Origin of the sequence: Aquabacter albus (genome assembly GCF_040049275.1) — a bacterium.
Taxonomy (GTDB): domain Bacteria; phylum Pseudomonadota; class Alphaproteobacteria; order Rhizobiales; family Xanthobacteraceae; genus Aquabacter.
The window spans coordinates 42,499-64,629 of sequence record NZ_JBDZDT010000005.1 but is presented as its reverse complement, the minus strand read 5'-3'; the positions used below and the strand labels follow the sequence as shown (position 1 = coordinate 64,629).

Here is a 22,131-nt window from a genome sequence, read left to right as displayed (position 1 = left end):
TGCTCCGCCGAGGGTCCTGCCCTCCCAGAGGTGAGAAACGTGAGCCGCGTTAAAGCCGCACGGCGGCCCCGCCGTCAACGGGCGGAGGGGATTGCGCGGTCAATCGCGGGGCGGGAAAGGAGCCGATCAACCCTCGGCACGCCGTCATGGCCGACCTTGAACCGGCCATCTCCCACAGGATGGACGCGCCAGGACGCCCAACAGATCCCCGGCTCGAGCCCAGGGAAGACGACCTTGTGGCGGGGATGCTGTTTGCCGCGTGGTGAAGGCTGCTTCACCGGCTGGTGCGCGAGATCCGCTCGATTTCCTGGCGTACCAGACGCTCGACGATGCGGGGAAGATTGTCGTCCAGCCAGGTCTTGAGCATGGGACGCAGGATCTCCTTTACGAGATCCTCCACCGTGCGCTCGTGCGCCGGCAGCACCACATCGCCCAGGGATTCGAAGGCGGCGGTCACGGCAGCGTCCACGTCCGGCGACAGCAGCTCCTTGCGGCGGCCGTTCTCGCCATGGGGCCGGCTGGGGGCGGGCTCGGCGCTCCGGGGCGGCTCGGCGGGACGCGCAGGCGCAGGGCGCGGCGCGGTGGCCTGCTCGCGTGCCGGCTCCGGACGGCGCGGGGCCGGCTGGCCGGGCGCTGCACCCTGGTACGGATAGTCCGGCATTTCCTCGCCCTCCATCAGGTCCGCCGCGTCAGTGGCAGGGGCGGCCGCGAAACGATGTTCGCGCACGGGAGCTTGGCCGGCAAGGCTACCGGTCGGACGCGCCGCCTCAGCCGCCGGCCGGTGCACCGGCGCGTCCGCCGGCCGCTCCGGCTGGCGGCGCGGCAGCGGCTCGTCGTCTGCGATAATCCTGCGAATCGAAGCGAGGATCTCGTCCATGGAGGTTTCGTTGGGCTTTGCGCTCGCGGACATCTCTCGACCTCGGCCGAAGACGTCCTTCAAACCGCGCGGCAAGCTACGATTGATCAGGGACGCCAGAATCGCACCTATTTTTCAAGTATGGCATCGCCGGAACCGGCCGCAAAAGCCCGTGACGGAGAAAGTCACTACTTTCCGTCAGGCGTACGCACCCCGACCCAGCTGTCGCGCACCTGCATGTAGTGCACCTTGGGGTCGTAGACCGGCACCTTCAGGGCGAGCGAGATGGCGTCCAGCTTGCCGATGATGGAGATCAGCGAATAGGCCGCCACCACACGGTCGCGCTGGGCAACCACCAGGGCCGACTTCGAATTGGTGAGGTCGGTCTGCGCGTTCAGCACGTCGGTCGTGGTGCGTTGGCCGACACGCCATTCCTCACGAACACCTTCGAGCGCGAGGGTATTGGCCGCCACCTGGGACTGGGCGGCCTCGATCTGCGCCTTCGCGGCTTCGAGCGAGCCCCAGTACTGCACCGCCTGGGTGCGCACCTGGTCACGGTTCACATCCACTTCGATGCGGGCCTGGCTGAGGAATTCCTTGGCCTGCCGGATCGCGGAATATTCCGCGCCGCCCTGATAGATCGGCACCGTCAGGTTCAGCATGACACTGGCGCCGGCCTGGGAATCGATGGTGCCGGACTGGTCATAGCTCTGCTGGAGCTGGCCCTGCACGTTCAGGTTCGGGGCGAGATTGCTCTCCGCCATGCGCACCTGGAAGTTAGAGGCGTCCACCGCATATTGCGAGGCCATGACCGCGGGGTGCTGATGAAGACCCGCATTGATGACCGAATCCAGCGTCGAGGGGATCCGGCGCTCCACCGCCGGCGAAGGCGGCGTCAGCTTGCCGGGATCAAGGCCGATCACCTGCCGGTAGACAGCGCGATAGGAGCTGAGATTCGCGACCGCCTGGGCCACCTGGTACTGCGCGGAAGCGACGCGCGCCTCGGCCTGGGCCACGTCGGTGCGCGTCACCTCGCCCACATTGAAGCGGTCGCGGGTCGCGCGCAATTCCTGCTGGAGGGCAGCAAGGTTCTGCTGCTGCAGTTCCAGGAGCGCGATGCCCTGGATCACGTCCATATAGGCCGTGACGCCATTCAGGAGGACGGTCTGCTCGGTGTTGCGCAGGGTTTCGCGGGAACCCTTTACCTGCGACTCGGCCTGCCGGGTCGTGTTGGCGGTAAGAAAGCCGTTGAAGATGGTCTGCGTGACGGTGAGGTTGAACTGGCGGGGATTGAGTGTCCCGTTCGAGCTCTGCCCTGCCGCCGAATAGCGCGAATACTGCGAGCCGACGCTGGCGCCGGCAGACACGTTCGGCCGATAGCCGGACAGTGCCTGGGAGACGTTCTCGTCGACGGCGCGCGTGCCGGCGCGCTGTGAATTCAAGCTTGGATTATTAATGTACGCCGCTGCAAGTGCCGCATCGAGTGATTGTGCCGAAACGCCCGAAGGCACGGCGACAGCCGACGCGAAGGCAATCGAAGCCAGAACGCTAATGCGTCGGCGAACCCGCGCCGAAAGGGACATGTACCTCTCCCCGACCCACACTACAAAAACATACTGGTCCGCCCAGCTCAGCATGTGCGACTCGCAACATAGCCACCCGCTTCACCCTATGGAACAGACCGGCAAGCTTCCCGATGCTTTTCTGACGGACCGCGGCAGATACGCCACAGGTCGTGTTAACCCTAACTGCCGACTCAGAAAGTAAAGCGCGGCGGGGCTTCGAAGCCGGGAAGCGGCGGCACGGCGGCATTGAAGACCACCCGCTCGCTGATGGACGTACCCACTTTGGTGAAGACTGCCGCACGGCCAGCGCCGCCCCGGCCCACCACTGCGATGAGTCGCCCGCCATCCTTCAGCTGCGCAAGGAGCGCCGGGGGGACGACATCCACCGAGCCGTTGACGAAGATGACATCATAAGGCGCCTCGGGCGCCCAGCCGGCGGTGAGCGCGCCCTGGAAGGTCGCGGTATTGGAAATGCCAAGGTCCGCCAGCGTCGCGTTCGCGGCAGCCACCAGCTCCGCATCGTCGTCCACGCTGACCACCTGGCCGCTCAGCCGACCGAGAACGGCCGCCGAATAGCCGGTGCCCGCGCCCACATCGAGAACCAGATCGTCCGCCTGCACATCGGCGAGCTGGACGAGCTTGGCCAGAATCATCGGCTCCAGCAGATAGCGTGCCGGCGTGCCGTTGGACGGCGGGCGGATGACGAGGTCGTCATCGATATAAGCGAGCGTCCGCAGATGCTCCGGCACGAATCGCTCGCGCGGAATCTCCAGCATGGCGTCGACGATCCGTGGGTCGGTCACGTCATTGGTGCGGACCTGACCGTCCACCATTCCACGACGCAACTCGGCAAAATCGATCATCGCAGCCCCTCCGGCTATGTCTGCGTTGAGCCCTTCCCCGTGATGAGCCACAGCGTAGAGCCATTTGCAAGCGCGAGCCCCCAAAGCGGGGACTGGCCGGTCCAAGGGGCGGGAGACGCAGGCGCGCCTCCCGCCCGGAAGCTTTATCTCAGTTCTTGCCGGTGTCGCCGATGCCAGCGACCGTGATCTGGCGGAAGATCACATGGTCGCCCACGCTGAGCTTCTTGAAGCCGTCCTGCTCGGCGGGGACCTTGATGTCGACGGAGTTTCCGGCCGGGCCCTGGAGGGTCACGGTGCGGGTGTCCGCGGCGATCTTGGTGATGGTGGCGGCGATCTCGCGGCGATCGGTCACGATCATGCCGGGCTTCGCGCCGGTCGGGGCGGTGTCGAGGGTCTTCACGTCGGCAGGCACCGGGGTACCGTCATTGGGGTGGACGACGCTGATCTCGGTGGCCTGCTCCATGCCGGCGGTGACCGTGTCACCCACCTTGATCTGGCCGAAATTCTGCATTTCCGGGCCGGCCTTCACCGCCAGCCAATTGCCCTGCGGACCGACCAGCGTGATGGTGCGGGTGTTCGCATCGATGGCGGACACCTTCGCCTTGATCACGGCCTTTTCCACGAAGCCGACGGCGAGAATCGGGTCTGCGGCGAGAGCGAGCGTCGGCAGGCACGCCACGACGCCGGCGGCGATCAGAGTGCGCATGTTCATGATGGGTCTCTCCTGAGGCATCGCCCTGAACGGGCGATGCGTTGGCCTAATCGCAGCCTGTTACGGTCTCAAGTCATGCGGGTTGGCACAATTTGGCCCATCGCAGATCCGCGCGGCGAGAGCCTGATTCCAAAACCGGCGGCGCGTCGAATTCTGAAACGCAGTGAACAACATAGCCCGGCGGCTTGCACAAACCATTGTCCTGCTTTAACAACCGCGCCCATGAGGCCACGTGGCGGAGTGGTTACGCAGCGGACTGCAAATCCGTGCACCCCGGTTCGATTCCGGGCGTGGCCTCCAGCGCGGCGGGCGCCCGAGCCGATGGAAGTTTGCCTGCCCCGCTCCCGAGCATCGTTTCGCGCAGCCGCCAAAAGATGCGGCGCCGGGCGGATGCCCAAAGGCTCGAACCGGAGATCCAGATGAGCTTTGCCCCGCTTGAGCGCGTGCGCGCCGCCCTCCTGAAAGACGAGAGCACGCGCGTCGTCTACCGCCTGTTCGTCTCGGACGGGCTGACGCACTGGAAGGGCTACGCCATCGCTTTCTTCTTCATGGCGCTCATGGCCGCCGCCACGGGTGGCATGGCCTATCTCATGAAGGACGCGGTCGATTCGATCTTCGTGACCCCCACTGCGGAAGCCGTCTGGGCCGTGGCGATCATCATGATGGTCCTGTCCATGACCAAGGGCTTCTCGGCCTATGCCCAGACCGTGACCATGGCGCGGGTCGGCAACCGTATCGTCGCCGACAACCAGAAGCGCATCTTCCAGCGCCTCCTGGGCAAGGACGTGCGCTATTACGCGGCCAACCACACCGCCGACATCACCATGCGCTTCTCGGCCGGCGCCGGCTCGGCGCGCGACGCGCTGAACCTCGTCATCACCTCCATGGGCCGCGATGTCCTCTCTCTGCTCGCGCTCGCGACGGTGGCGATCATCCAGGACCCGTTCCTCGCCATCATCTCCGCCGTGGTGATGCCGATCGCCGTGCTCGGCACGCGCAAGCTGATCAAGAAGGCGAAGAACATCTTCAAGCGCGAGTTCGGCTCCATGGTGAAGCTGAATGCCATCGTCATGGAATTCATCCAGGGCGTGCGCACGGTGAAGGCCTATACGCTGGAGCCGGTCATCAGCAATCACGTCTTCACCTATGTGGACGACGTGGAGCGGGCCGCGAACAACCTCGCGAAGACGCAGGCCAAATCCAGCCCCCTCATGGAGACCCTCGGCGGCCTCGCCATCGCCGGCGTCATACTCTATGCGGGCTACAACGTGGTGGTGCTGAACCGCACCCCCGGCGAGTTCTTCTCGGTCCTCACGGCCCTGCTGCTCGCCTATGAGCCCGCCAAGCGCCTTGCCCGCTTCCACGTGGACCTCGCCGCCATGATGGTGGGCGCGAACATGCTGTTCGAGCTCCTGGATGGCGATGCGCCCGAGGTCGAGCAGGAGGGCCGCCCTGCCCTTCCCGTGGACCGGGCCCGCATCGAGTTCGACGAGGTGGTCTTCGGCTATCGCCCGGGCGAGCCCGTGCTGCGCGGTGTCAACTTCGTCGCCGAGCCCGGCCAGACCACGGCCCTGGTGGGCAGCTCCGGCGGCGGCAAGACCACCATCATCAACCTCATCGAGCGCTTCTACACGCCGCAGGACGGCACCATCCGCATCGACGGCCATGACGTCATGCAATACTCCCTTCCCTCGGTTCGCAGCGCTTCGGCGCTGGTGAGCCAGGACGTGTTCCTGTTCTCGGGCACGGTGCGCGAGAACATCGCCTTCGGGCGCCAGGGCGCGAGCGAGGAGGAGATCATCGCCGCTGCCAAGGCCGCCCATGCGCACGACTTCATCATGTCGTTCGACCAGGGCTACGACACGCCCGTGGGCGAGCACGGCGTGCAGCTCTCCGGCGGGCAGCGCCAGCGCATCGCCATCAGCCGCGCCTTCCTGAAGAACGCCCCCATCCTGCTGCTGGACGAGGCCACAGCGGCCCTGGACAGCGAATCGGAAGCGGAAGTTCAGAAGGCGCTGGTGGACCTCCAGAGCCGCCGCACCACCATCGTCATCGCCCACCGGCTCCAGACCGTGGTGCGCGCCGACAAGATCTGCGTTGTGGATGGCGGCAAGGTGGTGGAAGTGGGCCGCCACGAAGAGCTGATGGCCCGGCGCGGACGTTACTACACCTTCTACCAGATGCAGTTCGCCCACGAAGCGAAGGACGGGGAAAGCGATGCGGCGCCGGCTCTGCTGAGCGCCTGAGTGGGGACAGGGCGAGATTTCTTGCCCAGCCGGCTTCACAAGCCGCCCCCCGGTTGCTATATGGCGCGCCTTGCTGACGAGCGCCTGTTCCCCGGTAGCTCAGTGGTAGAGCAACCGGCTGTTAACCGGTTGGTCGCTGGTTCGAATCCGGCCCGGGGAGCCACCTACATACGCCAAGCCATAAAACCCTTGAGCTCTCAGGTTTGGCGCATCCAGCATTCATGACTTCGCTCACAAACGACGCGCTCGCTGGCGTGTCCGTTGGATGGCCTGCCGGACTGGAAGCGATAGCACCGGCCTCAGATGGCCTCAGGCCGGGTCAGGCACCTCATTCCCGTCTCCGGTGCTCCCCGCTTCCTTTGGCCTTGGCATCTGCATCGAGGCCTACGTCGCAAGCGCATTGATAACCACGTCGACGGCAGCGAGCTGCGCCAGCCCGATAAGCGACGAGGCAGACAACGTGATTCGTGCCTACAGCCTCTCCCTGCTCTGCATCGCTCTGTTCGCCCTTTTCCCGGTGATATCCGTCGCCCTCGTCAGCCTTGTCGCGACAGCGGCAGGCTGCACCGTAAATGAAGGCGGGGTGCATCCATGCCTCATCGCGGGCGCTGACCTTGGCGGCCTGCTCTACACGATGGGCGTCCTGGGCTGGCTGGGGCTGGTTACCCTTCCAGTCGGCGCGATCCTGCTGGCTGTCTGGGCCGTATTGCTGCTCGGACATTTGGGCTGGCGGGCGCTCAGGCGGCCTCCGCGATAGGTCAAGCTGGACGTAGCTCGGAGCCAGCGCACGCACCATTCGACCGTCCAAATTATGGACGGTCGAATGTCGAGGTCGCTTAGAGAATTGGCCCGTGCCCAAAGCCGCCGGTAAGCAGCAGCACGATCAGAAGGATCACGAGAATTCCACCGACACCGAACCCATGATTCCGGTAGCGGCCGCCTCCGTAGAACAGTCCGCCACCACCGAAAAGCAGGATAAGGACGATCAAAAGCAGCAAAAGGCTCATAGCGGCATCTCCCAGCATTAAGCTCTAGTTTGGTACCAATGCTGGGCGAAGGGCATTGTTCCTTTTCTGCAGCGCGACCTGCCCGCAGATTCTTGCCGGAAAAACGAAGAGTGATGTCGGAACCTTCTCGTCCCTCCCGGCAGAGGGCGAAGCAAGGCTGAAAACCGTGCTCAAATCCGCCCGAACCCAACCCCGTCGAACAGATCAAAAATGCCGGCGCCAGAGTAATGCCGGCGGGTTCCCGCTGCCGGTAAAAAGGTGCAGTAATTTGTAATAGTCCGTGAAATTGGCTATCCTCCTCGGCAACTGGGAGGCTATTGGATGATATTTATCGACTGCTATCGCGCCCCGTCGTCAGATTCATCGAAGGTGGAGCGTCGAGTTGTGGTCTACAAATCAGCCAGGGCGGCTCGGAGCGTGCTTCATGATGCCTGCCGCACTTTTGAATCGCGACGACTTATCTCGGAAGATCATGTGGCGGACGTCGTGCTCGAAAAGATCGACGCTGAGGGGTTTTGTGACGTGGGTGCCAGCGTGATTGGGGCGCGCCTGCGCTGAGGGGCGCACGCCGCTATGTGCGTGCAGCGCGCGGCGGTCCGGCCTTCGATCCAAGCCACGACTTCGGCCCTGGCGAAGGCAACTCTCCGTTTAGGGAGAGAGAGCTGTGAGGAGAGGCACAACGCTGCCCGCAGACTCAAGACCAAGAACCGTGTCGCGAACGCGCTGCTGGTTTTCCGCGGTCAGAGTTCCGATCGCGTTCGCCATGAATTTCTCGATGATCTGAGCCTCGGTCATGGGACGCGCCGCGCCGCCGCGGTGCTCTCGCTCTTCGTGCCGGTAGACACTCCCATCCCGCATCTCCACGTGCAGGGTGGCCGTGTAGTTGGCGGGGAAGGTGGATGTCTCGTCCTCCCGGTAAGTGACCTTCCCGGCGAGGTCCAGAATGACAGGGTCAGCCAGAGCCTCGGCCTCGATCTCCTCCAGCCCGAAGCGGCCGCGCACCAAGGCAGCGGCGACGCTGTAATAGATGCTGAACTGCGCGGCATAGGAATGCTGCGGCCGCAGGCGCTGCGGGGCGGGCTCACATACTGTGTTGATGGCCGCGCGCGGCAGGAAAACCTCGATCGTCCGGATCTCTTCCAGTGGCAGCGCAAACTGGTTTCTAAGCGCAATCGCCGCATCGATCGCGGGGATGAGAAAGTAGCAGGCCGGGAGCGGCTTCACCGCAAGCTGCCCGCATAGCCATGTCTCGCCGAGCCCCTCGGTCAGAAGGCTCAGGTCGCATTGGCTGAAGCGTTCCGCCGCCATGATCCGGTAGAGGCCATAGAGCCCCTCATAAGGCTCACTCGGGACAATCATGCCGCTCCGCGCCAGGCGGGCCGCGGTCACACCGCAAACGCCGGCCCATGCCGGATGCAGTGCTTTTGTGGTGGCAAGCTCGCGGGTGAATTCGCGGCTGCCCGCGGCCATGCTGTGCGCGATCCCCTGCGCATGGCTCATCTGGACGCCATCGAGGCCAAGGAGACGCCCGGCGAGGACCGCGGCGCCGAAAGCGCCGCTCAGGCCGATAATGTCGACGCCGCGTTGCTGAAACGTGCCTTTGGACGCCGCGCCCACCCGGATCGCGATCTCGATCCCGACGATATAGGCCACGAGGATATCCCGGCCTCCCACACCCCATTCATTCCCGCACCACAGGGCGACCGGCGTGCAATAGCCGTTGGGATGCACACGCCCTTCTATGGACGTGTCGTCATACTCAATTCCGTTGATGAGCATCCCGTTCGCCAGGAGGGCATCGCTCAACGAAACCTTGTGGTGCGATCCGATGATTCCATGGGTTCCGGCCGAACCATCGGCCAGAGCATCGACCATGCTGCGGCTCGCGGCGAGCCGGGACGAAACAAGGCCAACACCAAGGGAATCGAGAATATGAAGCTTTGCTGTGTGCCGGATGGCTTCCGGTATATCGCCGAGCTTAATCTCACTGGCGAATTCGCCGACGATCCGGGAAATTGGCGCACGTCTGTTCATATTGAACCGCGCTTCACTTAAATTTTGAGAACAACTCTATCAGAAGACTTGCCCAACACATTTATTGGCGAGCAGAGCATGCGCAGATTGAACCCGCACGATCTCCGAGCAACGAATCTATATCTATGAGAAAACGATACCGTCAATAAGAAATACGCAGCCTCCCAGCTGCCACGCCTCGCGGCCCAGCATCATCCCTCGCGTTGCCCCGCTGTGTTTACGGCGGAAGCAAATTCGTGAAGCGTCCCCCCTCGGGGCAAGGCCGCGACGTATCATTGCCAATCTGTCGCAACTATCTTCATAATGCGAAAGACAGCGGCGACACGCTCCCAGGCCCATGGACGCCGATGCCCCAACCAGCTCGCTTGATCGGGTTGAAAAACAAGAATCCTGTAGGGAGAGACATATGAAGATCTGGAATTTCCTCACGGTCGCCGCCCTGTGTCAGGCGGCGGTCTTAGGGATGCCTGCCAGCAGTTCGGCCCAGACATCATTTCCAGAAAGAGCCATAAAACTCATCGTCAGCTTTCCACCCGGCGGCGGATCGGACGCCGTAGGACGGATCATCGCCCAGAAGCTGAGCGAGAACATTCAAAAGCCCGTCGTCGTGGACAACCGGGCGGGAGCCGCCACGAATATCGGCTTGGATGCCATCGCGAAGGCCCCTCCCGACGGTTACACAATGGGGCTGGCGACAAGCAATCTCGCCATCAATCCCGCCGTCTTCCCCTCGCTGCCGTTCAACCCGGTCACGGACTTCACGCCCGTCACTCTCGCAGCCACGGGGCTCTACGGCCTCGTCGTCCATCCTTCCGTGCCGGCAAATTCAGTTCGGGAGCTGATCGCATACGCCAAAGCCAATCCCGGGAAGATAGATGCCGCGACCGCGGGCATAGGAACGCCGCCCCATCTGGCGCTCGCCCAGCTCAACAACCTTGCCGGCACGGACATCGTGCCTGTCGCCTATAAGGGCGCGGCCCCGGCGCTGGTTTCCGTCATTGCGGGTGAGACCAAGCTGTATTTCACGGTGCTGTCGGCGGCCCTGCCGCACATCAAATCCGGCAAACTGCGCCTGATCGCGCTAACCACGCCCGAGCGGTCCTCCATGGTCCCCGATGTGCCAACCATGTCGGAAGAGGGCGTGAAGCTGGAAATCTATGAATGGTACGGCATCGTCCTGCCCGCCAAGGTGCCCGCGCAGATCGTGACGTACCTGAACCAGGAGATCGTGAAAGTCCTCAAGGATGAATCCATCAAGACCCGCCTGACGGAACTCGGCTGCGAGGCGGTTGGCAGCACGCCAGAGGCGTTCGGTACCTTCATCCGCAGCGAGATCAAGAAGATGGGAGAGATCGCCCGCGCGGCCAACATCAAGGTCGAATAGCGGAATTCCCAGCACCACCGTTCGCGGGGAGGCTGCGATGCCTCCTCGCGGAGGATGACGCAGTGCTACCCTCAATCCCCGAACACCGACCACCTCATGGCCTTGGCCAGATGCTCCAGCGCCAGCGAGCCGAGCACCGAGTTGCCGTGCGGGTCCAGCCCCGGCGACCAGACGGCGATGGATGCTTCCCCCGGCGCCACAGCGAGGATGCCGCCGCCCACCCCGCTCTTGCCCGGCAGGCCGACGCGGAAGGCAAAGTCGCCGGAGCCGTCATAATGGCCGCAGGTGAGCATGAGGGCATTGATGCGCCGCGCCCGCTCCGAAGAGATCACCGAGACGTCCTTGCCCGGCAGCCGGCCGGAAAAGGCGAGATAGCGCCCGGCCATGGCGAGTTGCCGGCAGCTCATGGTGATGGAGCAGTGGTGGAAATAGACCCCCAGCGCATGGTCCACGGGGTTCTCCAGCACCTTGAACGCCTTCATGTAATTGGCGAGCGCGGTGTTAAGGAAGCCGGTCTGCTTCTCCGAGCGCGCCACGTGCTCGTCGATGGCGACGCTGTCGTCTTCGGCCACGAACCGGCAGAAGCGCAGGATTTCCCCAAGCACCTCGCGCGGCTCGTGGCCGGCCAGCAGCACGTCGGTCACCGCGATGGCGCCGGCATTGATGAAGGGATTGCGCGGCTTGCCCTTCTCGTATTCCAGCTGGACGATGGAATTGAACGGGTTTCCCGAAGGCTCGCGGCCGACCCGGGTCCAGAGCTGGTCCCCCACCTTGCCGAGCGCGAGCGTGAGGGTGAAAACCTTCGAGATGCTCTGGATGGAGAAGGGGACCTCCGCATCGCCCGCCACGATCGTCTCGCCGTCCGCGGTGAAGACGGCGATGCCGAACTGGTCGATGGGCACCTTCGCCAGCTCGGGGATATAGCTGGCCACCTTCCCCCGCTCGTCACGGGCCGTCATGCGCTGGGCGATTTCCCCGACAACCGAGGCTAGGTTCGGCAAACCGCATTCCCCATTTTCAGCTTGGCCTTTTCCAAGACTACACCGATATCTTAGCCGGGCACGCGCACACTTGCCGCAGGCGATGCCGCCAGGCCCACCGCTTTAGTGGTGCCGCATTTTTTCTGGACATTCCGGTTATGGCCCCTGCCCTGCTCTGGTTCCGCGACGACCTGCGGCTGAAGGACAACCCGGCGCTGACCGCGGCAGCCGAAGGCGGGCGACCGCTGGCCGCGCTTTATGTGCTCGACGAGGATTCCCCCGGCATCCGCCCGCTGGGCGGGGCTGCGCGGTGGTGGCTCGCGCAGTCGCTGCGGGCCTTGCAGGAGGCACTGGCGGCGCACCGCATCCCTCTCATCCTGAAACGGGGACGCGCCGTTTCCATCGTGCCCGAGGTGGCGCAGGCGCTGTCCTGCGAGCTTGTTGCCTTCAACAGCCGCCCGGGCGCCGGAGAGGCGAAGGCGGACGCGGCTGTGATCGCGGCGCTGGACGCGCAGGGACGGGCGGTGCGAACCTTCAACGGCCATCTGCTGCACGCGCCCGGCTCCGTGCGCACCGCATCCGGCGGGCTACCGCGCACCTTCACCGCATTCCACCGCGCCGCGCAGAGGGCGGCGCGGCCCCGCCCCCCTTTGCGCCTGCCGGCGGATCTTGCAGGGGCGGCGCGCACGCCTGCCAGCGAGAAGCTGGAAGACTGGGATCTGGAGCCATCCTCGCCGGATTGGGCCTGCGGCTTTCGCGAAGCCTGGACCTGCGGGGAGAAAGAAGCCCATGGCCGACTGCTGGATTTCATCAAGAGCGGCCTGAAGGGCTATGCCACGCGGCGCGACAACCCGGGCTCCGAGCACGTCTCTCGCCTGTCGCCGCACCTGCGCTGGGGTGAGCTTTCCCCCAACCAGGTGCTTCATGCCATCCGTCATGCGGCGGAGACCGGCACCGTGCCCCATGGGGATGCGGAGAAGTTCGAGGCAGAGCTTTACTGGCGGGAATTCTCCCACCACGTGCTGAGCGCCGAACCCGATCTGGCGCGGCGCAACCTTCAGCCGCGCTTCGACCATTTCCCCTGGCGCGAATGCCCGGGCGAGCTGAAGGCCTGGCAGAGGGGCTGCACCGGCTATCCCCTGGTGGATGCGGGCCTGCGGCAATTGTGGCAGACGGGCTGGATGCACAACCGGGTGCGGCTGGTGGTGGGCTCCTTCCTCGCCAAGCACCTGCTCATCGACTGGCGCGAGGGCGAGGCTTGGTTCTGGGACACGCTGGTGGACGCCGACCCGGCCAACAATCCCGGAAACTGGCAATGGGTGGCGGGAACGGGCGTGGACGCCGCCCCCTATTTCCGCATCTTCAATCCCATCCTCCAGGGGGAAAAATTCGATCCCGATGGGGACTATGTCCGCGCCTTCGTGCCGGAGCTCGCAAAGCTCCCCAAGTCGGTGATCCACCAGCCCTGGAGCGCGGACGAGGCCACCCTCACCCGCGCCGGTGTCCGGCTCGGCACCACCTATCCGAAACCCGTTATCGCCCACGAGCTTGCCCGCGACCGCGCCCTGCGCGCCTTCGATCACATCAAAGGAAAATAGACGGCATCGGTTGCCGGGCAAGAACCCTCTCAGCTAATTTGCGCTCCCTTCGCTCAAGGTTGCCTCCATGACAATTCGCAACGGCCTCGTCGAATCCATCGGCCACACGCCCCTGATCCGCCTGAAGCGCGCCTCCGAGGAAACCGGCTGCACCATCCTCGGCAAGGCGGAATTTCTCAATCCCGGACAGTCTGTGAAGGACCGGGCGGCGCTCGGCATCATCCGCGATGCCATCGCGAAGGGAACGCTGGAGCCCGGCGGCGTCATCGTCGAGGGCACGGCGGGCAATACCGGCATCGGCCTTGCGCTGGTGGCCGCGCCGTTCGGCTTCAAGACGGTGATCGTGATTCCCGACACCCAGTCCCAGGAAAAGAAGGACATGCTGCGACTCGCCGGCGCCACGCTGGTTGAGGTGCCCGCCGTGCCCTATTCCAACCCGAACAATTACGTGAAGGTCTCCGGCCGCCTTGCCGAGGCCCTGGCGAAGACCGAGCCGCACGGCGCCATCTGGGCCAACCAGTTCGACAATGTGGCGAACCGGCAAGCCCATTTCGAGACCACCGGCCCGGAGCTGTGGGATGAGACAGGCGGCAAGATCGACGGCTTCGTCTGCTCGGTGGGCACCGGCGGCACGTTTGCCGGCGTCGGTATGGCGCTGAAGGCGCGCAACAAGGCCATCAAGATCGGCCTCGCCGATCCCATGGGCGCTGCGCTCTATTCCTATTACACCACCGGCGAACTGAAGGCCGAGGGCTCCTCCATCACCGAGGGCATCGGCCAGGGGCGCATCACCGCGAACCTGGAAGACGCTCCGGTGGATGCTGCCTTCCAGATCCCGGACGAAGAGGCCATCCCCATCGTCTTCGACCTTCTGGAGCATGAGGGCCTGTGTCTCGGCGGCTCCTCCGGCATCAATGTGGCCGGCGCCATCCGCCTCGCGAAGGAAATGGGCCCCGGTCACACCATCGCGACCATCCTGTGCGATTTCGGCACGCGCTATCAGTCCAAGCTGTTCAACCCGGACTTCCTCAGGTCCAAGAACCTGCCGGTCCCGGAATGGCTGGAGCGCGACGCCGCCGTACCCAACGTCCTCGTCTGATCCTCCCGAGGCCCACAATGCCCATCTTCGTCTCCACCCAGTGGCTCGCCGACAATCTCCACGCGCCTGACCTCGTCATCGTCGACGCCACCTGGTTCCTGCCGCCCACGGACCGCGAGGGCCGCAGGGAATTTCTTGAGCGGCACATTCCCGGCGCGGTGTTCTTCGACCTCGAAGGCATTTCGGACCAGACCAGCGACCTGCCCCACATGCTGCCCGAGCCGCGAGACTTCGCGACCGCGGTCGGCGCGCTCGGCATCGGCGACGGCGTGCGGATCGTGGTCTATGACGCGCTCGGCCTGTTCTCCGCGCCGCGCGTGTGGTGGACCTTCCGGGCCTTCGGCGCGCAGGACGTGAAGATCCTGGAAGGTGGCCTGCCCAAATGGCTGGCCGAGGACCGGCCGGTGGAAGCCGGCCCGGCGCGCCGCCCGCCGGCGGTGTTCACGCCGCGCCTCGACCGCTCTGTGGTGGCCGACATCGCCCATATGGAAAAGGCCATGGGCTCGAGCACGCAGATTCTCGACGCCCGCGCCGCCGCGCGCTTCACCGGCGAGGCTCCCGAGCCCCGGCCGAATCTGAAGTCCGGCCACATTCCTGGCAGTCTCAACCTGCCTTCTTCCAAGCTTGTGAAGGACGGAATTCTGGTGGGGCCGGACGTCGTGCGCGCGGAGCTGGCGGCGGCGGGGCTCGACATGTCCAGGCCGGTCATCACCACCTGCGGCTCGGGCGTCTCGGCGGCGATCCTCTGGATCGCGCTGGAGAGCGTCGGCAAGCGGCCGCAGGCGCTCTATGACGGCTCCTGGACCGAATGGGCCTCGCGCGGAAAGCCCATTGCCACCGGCGACGCCTGACTCATCCGCCCCGACGGGCGGCAGCGGCACTGCCGGCCCGGCGCATGAATGTCCTCGGGCGCGCCAAGGCACGGCCGGGGTCAGCCACCGCGCTGACGCCGGCAATGCACTCGCATGTCTTGCAAAGACTCAGTTGAGGTAACCGGAGGCAAGCCTCGGGCAAGCTATCCTAAGCATCACATACGATAGAGAGAGGTTTGCCCATGGACCCAGAGCCCATGCGTTGACCGCTCGGCATGTGGGAAGCAGGGGTGGAGCATGTCCTTCAAGAATTGGCCTATCCTCGTAAAAGTCCTGTCTCTGTCAGCGCTCCTTCTCGTATCCTCCGCGGTCGGCCTCTTCTTCATGGCCACCAAGGCGTACGAGGTTCAGAACGAATTCACGGACTTGATCGAACGGGACGCGATGGCCGCCATCGCCCTTTCCCAGTCGAGCCGCGCCCTCGTCTATACCAGCCGCTCCATCTATGAATCGCTGACTGCCGTCACCACCATCGACAACAAGACGGCTGTGCAGCATCAGGCCATGGGCCTGAAGACCTTCAAAGAGCAGATGGACATCGCGAAGAAGGCCCTGCCCGAGCGTGTCGCCGAGTTCGGCAGCATCCAGGACCAGTTCCTGGCGACCGTCGACAATGTCTGTAAGGAAACCATCGTCCTCGCCACCACGGGCACGTCCACGGAAGAGAATGACCGCGGCACGCGGCTGATGAACAATACCTGCGACCCGGCCCTCCAGGCGGTCGCCGACCAGCTCAACTATCTCGTGGATGACCTCCAGCGCAGCGTCGAGGACAGCTCGCACCAGCTCGTCGCCCGGTCGAACCAGGCCATCCTCTTCACCATGGGGATCGTCGCGGCGGTGATGCTCTTGGTCTTTATCCTCAGCGCGTTCACCGCCATCTTCGCCATCTCGCGCCCGATCAAGCGCCTCACCGGCGTCCTGACCTCCATCTCCAACGACGAGCTCGACGTCGAGGTGCCGGGGACGGAGCGGAAGGACGAGCTGGGCGCCATGGCCCGCAGCGCGGAAGCGCTCCGCCAGGATCTGGTGGAAGCCGAGCGAATGCGCCAGGAGGCAGCCGAAGCCGAACGCCGCAACGCGGAACGCATGAAAGAAGAGCGAAACGAGATCGCCAACGAGTTTGAGAGCAAGATGGGCGCGCTTGCCGGCGCCTTCGCGAACTCCTCCAGCGAAGTGTCCGATGCCGCGCGCAGCCTCTCCGCCTCGGCGGAAGAGACCTCCCGCCAGGCGCAGGCCGTCGCCGGTGCCGCAAATGAGGCCTCCAACAACGTCCAGACGGTGGCGGCCTCCACCGAGGAGATGAGCGCCTCGATCCGCGAGATCGGCGTCCAGGTCAGCCACGCCGCCAACATCGCCGTCGAGGCGTCGCGGGCGACCGAGCAGACCCACGGCGAGATTCGCGAGCTCTCCACGGCCGCGGCGAAGATCAGCGAAGTGGTGGACCTCATCACCAACATCGCTGGCCAGACCAACCTCCTCGCGCTCAACGCGACCATCGAGGCGGCGCGCGCCGGCGACATGGGCAAGGGCTTCGCGGTGGTGGCCCAGGAGGTGAAGGAACTCGCCTCCCAGACCGCCAAGGCGACCGAGGTGATCGGCTTGAAGGTGTCGGAGATCCAGGGCGCGACGCAGCGCACGGTGGGCTCCATCGAGAAGATCGTCGGCATCATCACCGACATCCGCCAGGCCACCTCCGCCATCGCCACGGCGGTGGAGCAGCAGGGCGCTGCGACCCGCGAGATCGCCTACAACACGCAGAATGCCGCCCAGGGCACCGAAGGCGTCAACGACAACATCTCCGGCGTGGGCCGGGCGGCGGAGATGACCGGCGCCGCCTCCACCCAGATGATGACCCTGTCCACCTCGCTGTCGAGCCAGGCCAATGAGTTGCAGGACGAAGTGCAGCGCTTCGTCGCCAACCTGCGGGCCGGCTGACGCCTTGAGAAGATTGGTTCCCCTCCCCTCGCGGGGAGGGCCGGGTGCGGGGTGCGTTCGCTGGCTTTTGCGGGGGCAAGCCAGCGTTCGTACCCCCACCTGAAAAAAGCTCCCTCACGGGAGCTTTTTTTATTGGCGTTCGGGCAGCAGGTCGGCCGGCTAAAGCAGCCCGAGGGCGCGCAGCTCCCGCTGCAGGGTCTCGGGCAGTTGGGCATCGCCCTCCCCGGCCACCACATCGGCCGGTGCCTCGCTGCCCTTCAGATAGCGCCAGCCCTGGAACGGCCGCGATGGGCGCGCCACCACGCGCACCACCTCAGGGTCGAGGACAAGGCGGCAGCGGCCGATGCCCTCGCCATCCACGAAGGGCTCGATCTTCATGAGGCGCTGGCGGCACAGGACCTCGCCCTTGATCACCCAATAGAGTGCGCCGCCCGCCAGCAATTCCTCAGCGCGGGTGGGCGTCATGCGGGTGATGTGTGCGTGCTCGACGGGCAGGCCCTTGGCCTTCTTGTCGGCGAGGCGCTCGGCGATCCAGGAGGTGAGATCCTCCACGGATTCGGCCCCCACGCACAATTTGATGAGGTGGAGGGATCCGGCGGCGGCCGGTTTCGGACGCTTGGCTTTTGGGGCGGCGGTCATTCCGCAGGTTCGCGCTTCACGACCGGCCAGTCCACCTCGTCGTGCTCTTCCACCCAGGTTTCCTTCAGGCCGTCCTTCCTCCAGGCGACGAAATCGGGCTGGGCGTGGATGGCGGCCACATAGGCGGCGCTGACGGGATCGAGGGGCACCGCATAAGTGCGGAAGCGCGTCGCGACAGGGGCATACATGGCGTCCGCCGCGGAGAAGCGGCCGAACAGGAAGTCGCCGCCCGCGCCGAACCGCCCCCGCGCCTCCTGCCAGATGGCGGTGATGCGAGCGATGTCCTTGGCGACGTTCTCGTCATAGGCGCGCGGCTCCGGCGGCCGCCACAGATTCATGGGCATATGCCGGCGCAGATAATGGAAGCCGGAATGCATCTCGGCGGAGATCGAGCGCGCCATCATGCGGGCCGCGCGATCGCCCGGCCATATGGCGCGGTCGGGATAGCGCTCGGCCACATGCTCGATGATGGCAAGGGAATCCCAGACCGGCTCATCGTCATGGACCAGCAGCGGCACGCGCCCGGGAGAGCCCAGCCCGGCGAGGGATTGCTTGAATTCCTCACTGCCGAAGGGGATCAGCCGCTCCTCGAAGTCCACATGGGCGGCCTTCAGGGCCAGCCACGCGCGGAGCGACCAGGACGAATAGTTCTTGTTGCCGATGAACAGCGTCAGCGCCATTGCCCCCTCCCAGAAAACGGTAGGTTCCGCGCGACGCGGTCAGCGCATCACTACAGCCGCCGAAGGCTCGAAACCGCCGAAGAGGTAAACCAGGACGATGGCGGCGAGGAAGACGCCGAGGCTAACGCGTGCGATTCCCCAACAGGAACGCTCGGTCTGTACTGCCATGATGACAATGGGCCTTGGATAAGTCGAAGTTCGGCCGGGCGGCGACACGCCGTCAAGCGCCGGGCAATGTGATTAAGAAATCCTTAAGCGACACGCAACGAAAATTTCATCGCAATGCACAATTTGATGACGCGCCGGCGACACGGCGCCCCCTTGCCGGCCCCTTGCCGGGATGCGAGGAGGGGCCATGAGCACACCGCATGATGAAATGGAACCGAACACGCCGGCCGAAGACAGCCCGGCGGCGCGCGTCATCCTCGCCCTCGCGCGCGAGATCGGCCCCGCCAAGACCCTCAGCCCCATCGACGCGGCGCAGGTGGTAGCGCCCGGCGAGGACTGGCAGCATGCTCTGCCCGAGGTGCGCCGCGCCGCAATCCGGCTGGCGCTGGAAGGCCGGCTGGTCATCTATCGCAAGGGAAAGCCGGTGGATCCGCTGGATTTCCGGGGTGTCTACCGCCTGGGTCTGCCGCGCGACGAGTGACGCTCAGGGCGCAGGAAACAACGCGTTGGTCCTGCCTGCGAGATAATAGGCGAGAAGCCCCACCCATTCCTTCGCCCCGATATCGGTGAGATCCTGCCCCTGCGAGGCGCGCGAGAACATGCCGCCGAGGGCGTTCGGGCCAAGCGTGCGATAGTCCACCGGGTTCGCGATCACCGGAAAGCCCGCTTCCCGGAAGCTCCCGATGGCCCGGGGCATGTGGAAGGCGGAGGTCACCAGCAGCCAGCGAGAGCCCGGGGCGGGGTTCACCATGGCCTTGGTGAAGATGGCATTCTCCGCCGTGTTGCGGGACTTGGTCTCGAAATGCATGCGCTTGAGGTCGATGCCCACATCCACCAGGCCTTCGCGCATGCCGAGAATCTCAAGGGATCCGGTCTCGCCGAACCCGCCCGGTGCCCCGGTGAAGACCAAGGTGGCGTCGGGGTATTCGCGCGCCAGTGCCGCGAAGGCGATCAGCCGCTCCCCGGCATCGTTCAGCGCGGGCACGCCGCGCGCAAGCGCAACATCCGGCACCTCAGCCCCGCCAAGCAGGATGATGCCATCCACCGGGCGCCCGTCCGGGACGAAGGGTGGGAATCGCTCTTCCAGTGGCGAGACCAGATAGTTCGGGAAGGGCGAGAGCCCGGTGACGATCTGGCCTGCCACCGCGAAGATGATGCAGGCGAGCCCCAGCCGGCGGGTGCCGGTCAGCGTGAAGGCGATGCCCAGCACGGCCATGAAGATGAGGAAATTCGAGGGGACCGCGAGCCCCCAGAACATCTTCGACAACGTGAAGAAGTCATCCACCGCCCCGCCTCCCCGGCCGGACCCCGCTCAGTCCCAGGCCGGGGACCAGGAGGGGTTGGCCTTGCGGCTGTTCGGGCGCGCGAGCCCGTGCAGCGTGGCCATGTCCTCATCGGTGAGGGCGAAGTCGAAGATGGCGAGATTCTCCGCCAGCCGCTCCACCTTGGCAGTGCGGGGAATGACGGTGAGATCCTGCTGGATCAGGTAGCGCAGCGCCACCTGCACCGTGGTGCGCCCATGGGCATCGGCGATGCCTTGAATGACCGGGTCGTGGACGATGTCGCCGCGGGCGATGGGGCTGTAGGCCGTGACTTCCAGGCCGAGATCCTTGGCGGCGCGGATCACCCGATCCTGCTCGAGATAGGGGTGCACCTCGATCTGGTTGCACAAGAGCGGCTCGGGGCAGAGCTGCACCGCCTCCTTCATGAGGGCGATGGTGAAGTTGGAGATGCCGATGTTGCGCGCAAGCCCGGCGCGCTTCACCCGCGCCATGGCGTCGAGCGTCACCTTCAGCGGGACGGCCGGGTTCGGCCAATGGATCAGCAGAAGGTCCACATAGGGCGTCTTCAGGCGGGCGAGGCTTTCATTCAGCGAGCCCTCCACGTCGTCGAGGCGGGTCCACCACACTTTGGTGGTGAGGAAGAAATCGCCCCGGTCCATGCCCGAGGCGCGCAGGCCCGCGCCCACCGCCTCTTCATTGCCGTAGGCGGCCGCCGTGTCCACATGGCGGTAGCCGACCTTCAGCGCTTCCTTCACCACAGCGACGACGGCGTCGCCCTCAACCTGGAATGTGCCGAGGCCGATCGGCTGCACTGCGGCGCCGTTGCCGGTGACATAGCTCATGGCGGGACGCTTTCTTCTGAGAAGAGGGATGCGCGAATGCGCTCACATTGTCTTCTCAAACAATTGGCGTCCGATCAACATGCGGCGGATCTCGCTGGTGCCGGCGCCGATCTCATAGAGCTTCGCGTCCCGCAGCAGGCGGCCGGTGGGATAATCGTTGATATAGCCGTTGCCGCCCAGGGTCTGGATCGCCTCGAGCGCCATCCAGGTGGCCTTCTCCGCCGCATAGAGGATGGCGCCGGCCGCGTCCTCGCGGGTGGTGGCGCCCCGGTCGCAGGCCTTGGCCACCGCATACACATAGGCCTTGGTCGCGTTCATGGTCACGTACATGTCGGCGATCTTGCCCTGCATAAGCTGGAAGCTGCCGATGGGCTGGCCGAACTGCTTGCGCTCATGGATGTAGGGCAGGACGATATCCATGCACGCCTGCATGATGCCCACGGGCCCGGCGGCGAGCACCGCGCGCTCATAATCGAGGCCGGACATGAGCACGTTGACGCCCCGGCCCACATCGCCGAGCACGTTCTCCTCCGGCACCTCGCAATCCTCGAACACCAGTTCGCCGGTGTCGGAGCCGCGCATGCCGAGCTTGTCCAGCTTCTGCGCCGTGGAGAAGCCCTTATAGCCCTTCTCCACCAGGAAGGCGGTCATGCCCTTGGAGCCGGCGGAAGGATCGGTCTTGGCATAGACCACCAGCGTCTCGGCAATGGGGCCGTTGGTGATCCACATCTTGTTGCCGTTGAGGATGTAGCGGTCGCCCTTCTTGTCGGCGCGGGTGCGCATGGAGACCACGTCCGAGCCCGCCCCCGGCTCCGACATGGCGAGCGCGCCCACATGCTCGCCGGAGATGAGCTTGGGCAGGTATTTGCGCTTTTGCGCGTCCGTGCCGTTGCGGCGGATCTGGTTGATGCAGAGGTTCGAGTGGGCGCCGTAGGAGAGGCCGACCGAGGCGGACGCCCGGCTGATCTCCTCCATGGCGATCACATGCTCGAGATAGCCGAGGCCGGAGCCGCCATATTCCTCCTCCACCGTCACGCCCAGGAGGCCGAGGGCGCCGAGCTGGGGCCAGAGATCGCGCGGGAACTGGTTGGTGCGGTCGATCTCGTCGGCGCGGGGAGCGATCTTGTCGTCGGCGAAGCTGCGCACCGTGTCGCGCAGCATGTCGGCGGTCTCGCCGAGGTCGAAATCGAATCCCTGATGGGCGTTGGGCAACATGGCGATCTCCTCCGGCCCTTATCTTACGCGCTCTCCCGGCGCGGCGCCGCAGGGTCCTGCGGCGAAGGGTGTGGCAGGAAGAATAAAACGGATGCCCGTTTATTCAACCTCGTTCGAGAGAGCGGTGGTTCCCTGGAGTCTTACGTCGAA

Annotated in this window: 20 protein-coding genes and 2 tRNA genes; 10 read left to right on the top strand and 12 right to left on the bottom strand. The window is 65.1% G+C overall.

From position 1 onward, the window contains the following. Positions 1 to 274: 274 nt before the first annotated feature. The 4 genes from ABLE91_RS13025 to ABLE91_RS13010 form a co-directional block, all read right to left on the bottom strand. Positions 275 to 910: a DUF2497 domain-containing protein gene (locus ABLE91_RS13025; protein WP_348931267.1), complete on the bottom strand. Its 636-nt coding sequence runs from the start codon at positions 908 to 910 to the stop codon at positions 275 to 277. Between the two features lie 134 nt (positions 911 to 1,044). Continuing rightward, positions 1,045 to 2,439 carry a TolC family outer membrane protein gene (locus ABLE91_RS13020; protein WP_348931266.1) on the bottom strand — a complete coding sequence of 465 codons (1,395 nt, stop codon included), beginning with the start codon at positions 2,437 to 2,439 and terminating at the stop codon, positions 1,045 to 1,047. Between the two features lie 173 nt (positions 2,440 to 2,612). Further along, the gene (locus ABLE91_RS13015) at positions 2,613 to 3,284 is read right to left on the bottom strand and encodes a protein-L-isoaspartate O-methyltransferase family protein (protein WP_348931265.1); all 672 of its coding nucleotides are present in this window, start codon (positions 3,282 to 3,284) and stop codon (positions 2,613 to 2,615) included. Positions 3,285 to 3,432: 148 nt separating this feature from the next. Then, positions 3,433 to 3,996: a hypothetical protein gene (locus tag ABLE91_RS13010; protein ID WP_348931264.1), complete on the bottom strand. Its 564-nt coding sequence runs from the start codon at positions 3,994 to 3,996 to the stop codon at positions 3,433 to 3,435. A 226-nt stretch (positions 3,997 to 4,222) separates the two neighbouring features. Here ABLE91_RS13010 and ABLE91_RS13005 point away from each other — a divergent pair. The 4 genes from ABLE91_RS13005 to ABLE91_RS12990 all read left to right on the top strand — a co-directional run bounded on the left by ABLE91_RS13005 (position 4,223) and on the right by ABLE91_RS12990 (position 6,999). Next, positions 4,223 to 4,296 (top strand) — tRNA-Cys (locus ABLE91_RS13005). Between the two features lie 119 nt (positions 4,297 to 4,415). Then, positions 4,416 to 6,242, top strand: a complete 1,827-nt coding sequence (locus ABLE91_RS13000) for an ABC transporter ATP-binding protein (RefSeq protein WP_348931263.1) — start codon at positions 4,416 to 4,418, stop codon at positions 6,240 to 6,242. Positions 6,243 to 6,330: 88 nt separating this feature from the next. Continuing rightward, positions 6,331 to 6,405, top strand: a tRNA-Asn gene (locus ABLE91_RS12995). 180 nt (positions 6,406 to 6,585) lie between these two features. Next, positions 6,586 to 6,999, top strand: coding sequence for a hypothetical protein (locus ABLE91_RS12990; protein WP_348931262.1), 414 nt, complete (start codon positions 6,586 to 6,588; stop codon positions 6,997 to 6,999). A gap of 79 nt (positions 7,000 to 7,078) precedes the next feature. Here ABLE91_RS12990 and ABLE91_RS12985 read toward each other — a convergent pair whose 3' ends face one another. Next, positions 7,079 to 7,249, bottom strand: coding sequence for a DUF3309 domain-containing protein (locus ABLE91_RS12985; RefSeq protein WP_348931261.1), 171 nt, complete (start codon positions 7,247 to 7,249; stop codon positions 7,079 to 7,081). 648 nt (positions 7,250 to 7,897) lie between these two features. Then, entirely contained in the window at positions 7,898 to 9,283 is a 1,386-nt protein-coding gene (locus ABLE91_RS12980; RefSeq protein WP_348931260.1) for an MmgE/PrpD family protein, read from the bottom strand. A 406-nt stretch (positions 9,284 to 9,689) separates the two neighbouring features. Here ABLE91_RS12980 and ABLE91_RS12975 point away from each other — a divergent pair, with 406 nt between their 5' ends. Next, positions 9,690 to 10,667 carry a Bug family tripartite tricarboxylate transporter substrate binding protein gene (locus ABLE91_RS12975; RefSeq protein WP_348931259.1) on the top strand — a complete coding sequence of 326 codons (978 nt, stop codon included), beginning with the start codon at positions 9,690 to 9,692 and terminating at the stop codon, positions 10,665 to 10,667. Positions 10,668 to 10,738: 71 nt separating this feature from the next. On the opposite strand, the gene ABLE91_RS12970 is transcribed toward ABLE91_RS12975, so the two are convergent. Then, positions 10,739 to 11,668 (bottom strand): glutaminase, encoded by a 930-nt coding sequence (locus ABLE91_RS12970; protein WP_348931258.1) that lies wholly within the window; start codon positions 11,666 to 11,668, stop codon positions 10,739 to 10,741. Positions 11,669 to 11,805: 137 nt separating this feature from the next. Between ABLE91_RS12970 and ABLE91_RS12965 the strand changes: the two genes are divergently transcribed. From ABLE91_RS12965 to ABLE91_RS12950, 4 genes are all read left to right on the top strand, one after another. Next, positions 11,806 to 13,245, top strand: a complete 1,440-nt coding sequence (locus ABLE91_RS12965; protein ID WP_348931257.1) for a cryptochrome/photolyase family protein — start codon at positions 11,806 to 11,808, stop codon at positions 13,243 to 13,245. 67 nt (positions 13,246 to 13,312) lie between these two features. Further along, complete coding sequence (locus tag ABLE91_RS12960) at positions 13,313 to 14,344, top strand: cysteine synthase A (RefSeq protein WP_348931256.1); 1,032 nt, start codon at positions 13,313 to 13,315, stop codon at positions 14,342 to 14,344. A 17-nt stretch (positions 14,345 to 14,361) separates the two neighbouring features. Further along, positions 14,362 to 15,195 carry a 3-mercaptopyruvate sulfurtransferase gene (sseA, locus tag ABLE91_RS12955; protein ID WP_348931255.1) on the top strand — a complete coding sequence of 278 codons (834 nt, stop codon included), beginning with the start codon at positions 14,362 to 14,364 and terminating at the stop codon, positions 15,193 to 15,195. Positions 15,196 to 15,453: 258 nt separating this feature from the next. Beyond that, a complete protein-coding gene (locus ABLE91_RS12950) occupies positions 15,454 to 17,154 on the top strand; it encodes a methyl-accepting chemotaxis protein (RefSeq protein WP_348931254.1) in 1,701 nt (566 codons plus the stop codon). A gap of 159 nt (positions 17,155 to 17,313) precedes the next feature. On the opposite strand, the gene ABLE91_RS12945 is transcribed toward ABLE91_RS12950, so the two are convergent. Together ABLE91_RS12945 and ABLE91_RS12940 are read right to left on the bottom strand one after the other, a co-directional pair. After that, a complete protein-coding gene (locus ABLE91_RS12945) occupies positions 17,314 to 17,793 on the bottom strand; it encodes a DUF1489 family protein (protein ID WP_348931253.1) in 480 nt (159 codons plus the stop codon). Beyond that, positions 17,790 to 18,473: a glutathione S-transferase family protein gene (locus ABLE91_RS12940; protein WP_348931252.1), complete on the bottom strand. Its 684-nt coding sequence runs from the start codon at positions 18,471 to 18,473 to the stop codon at positions 17,790 to 17,792. Before ABLE91_RS12940 ends, ABLE91_RS12945 begins: the two co-directional genes overlap by 4 nt. Before the next feature lie 355 nt (positions 18,474 to 18,828). Between ABLE91_RS12940 and ABLE91_RS12935 the strand changes: the two genes are divergently transcribed. Then, positions 18,829 to 19,122 carry a DUF3253 domain-containing protein gene (locus ABLE91_RS12935; RefSeq protein ID WP_348931251.1) on the top strand — a complete coding sequence of 98 codons (294 nt, stop codon included), beginning with the start codon at positions 18,829 to 18,831 and terminating at the stop codon, positions 19,120 to 19,122. 3 nt (positions 19,123 to 19,125) lie between these two features. On the opposite strand, the gene ABLE91_RS12930 is transcribed toward ABLE91_RS12935, so the two are convergent. Genes ABLE91_RS12930 through ABLE91_RS12920 form a run of 3 tightly spaced genes read right to left on the bottom strand, consistent with a single transcriptional unit; the run spans position 19,126 to position 21,981 of the window. Beyond that, the gene (locus ABLE91_RS12930) at positions 19,126 to 19,926 is read right to left on the bottom strand and encodes a YdcF family protein (RefSeq protein ID WP_348931250.1); all 801 of its coding nucleotides are present in this window, start codon (positions 19,924 to 19,926) and stop codon (positions 19,126 to 19,128) included. A 27-nt stretch (positions 19,927 to 19,953) separates the two neighbouring features. Continuing rightward, complete coding sequence (locus ABLE91_RS12925) at positions 19,954 to 20,766, bottom strand: aldo/keto reductase (protein ID WP_348931249.1); 813 nt, start codon at positions 20,764 to 20,766, stop codon at positions 19,954 to 19,956. 42 nt (positions 20,767 to 20,808) lie between these two features. Continuing rightward, positions 20,809 to 21,981, bottom strand: a complete 1,173-nt coding sequence (locus ABLE91_RS12920) for an isovaleryl-CoA dehydrogenase (RefSeq protein ID WP_348931248.1) — start codon at positions 21,979 to 21,981, stop codon at positions 20,809 to 20,811. Positions 21,982 to 22,131: the final 150 nt, after the last annotated feature.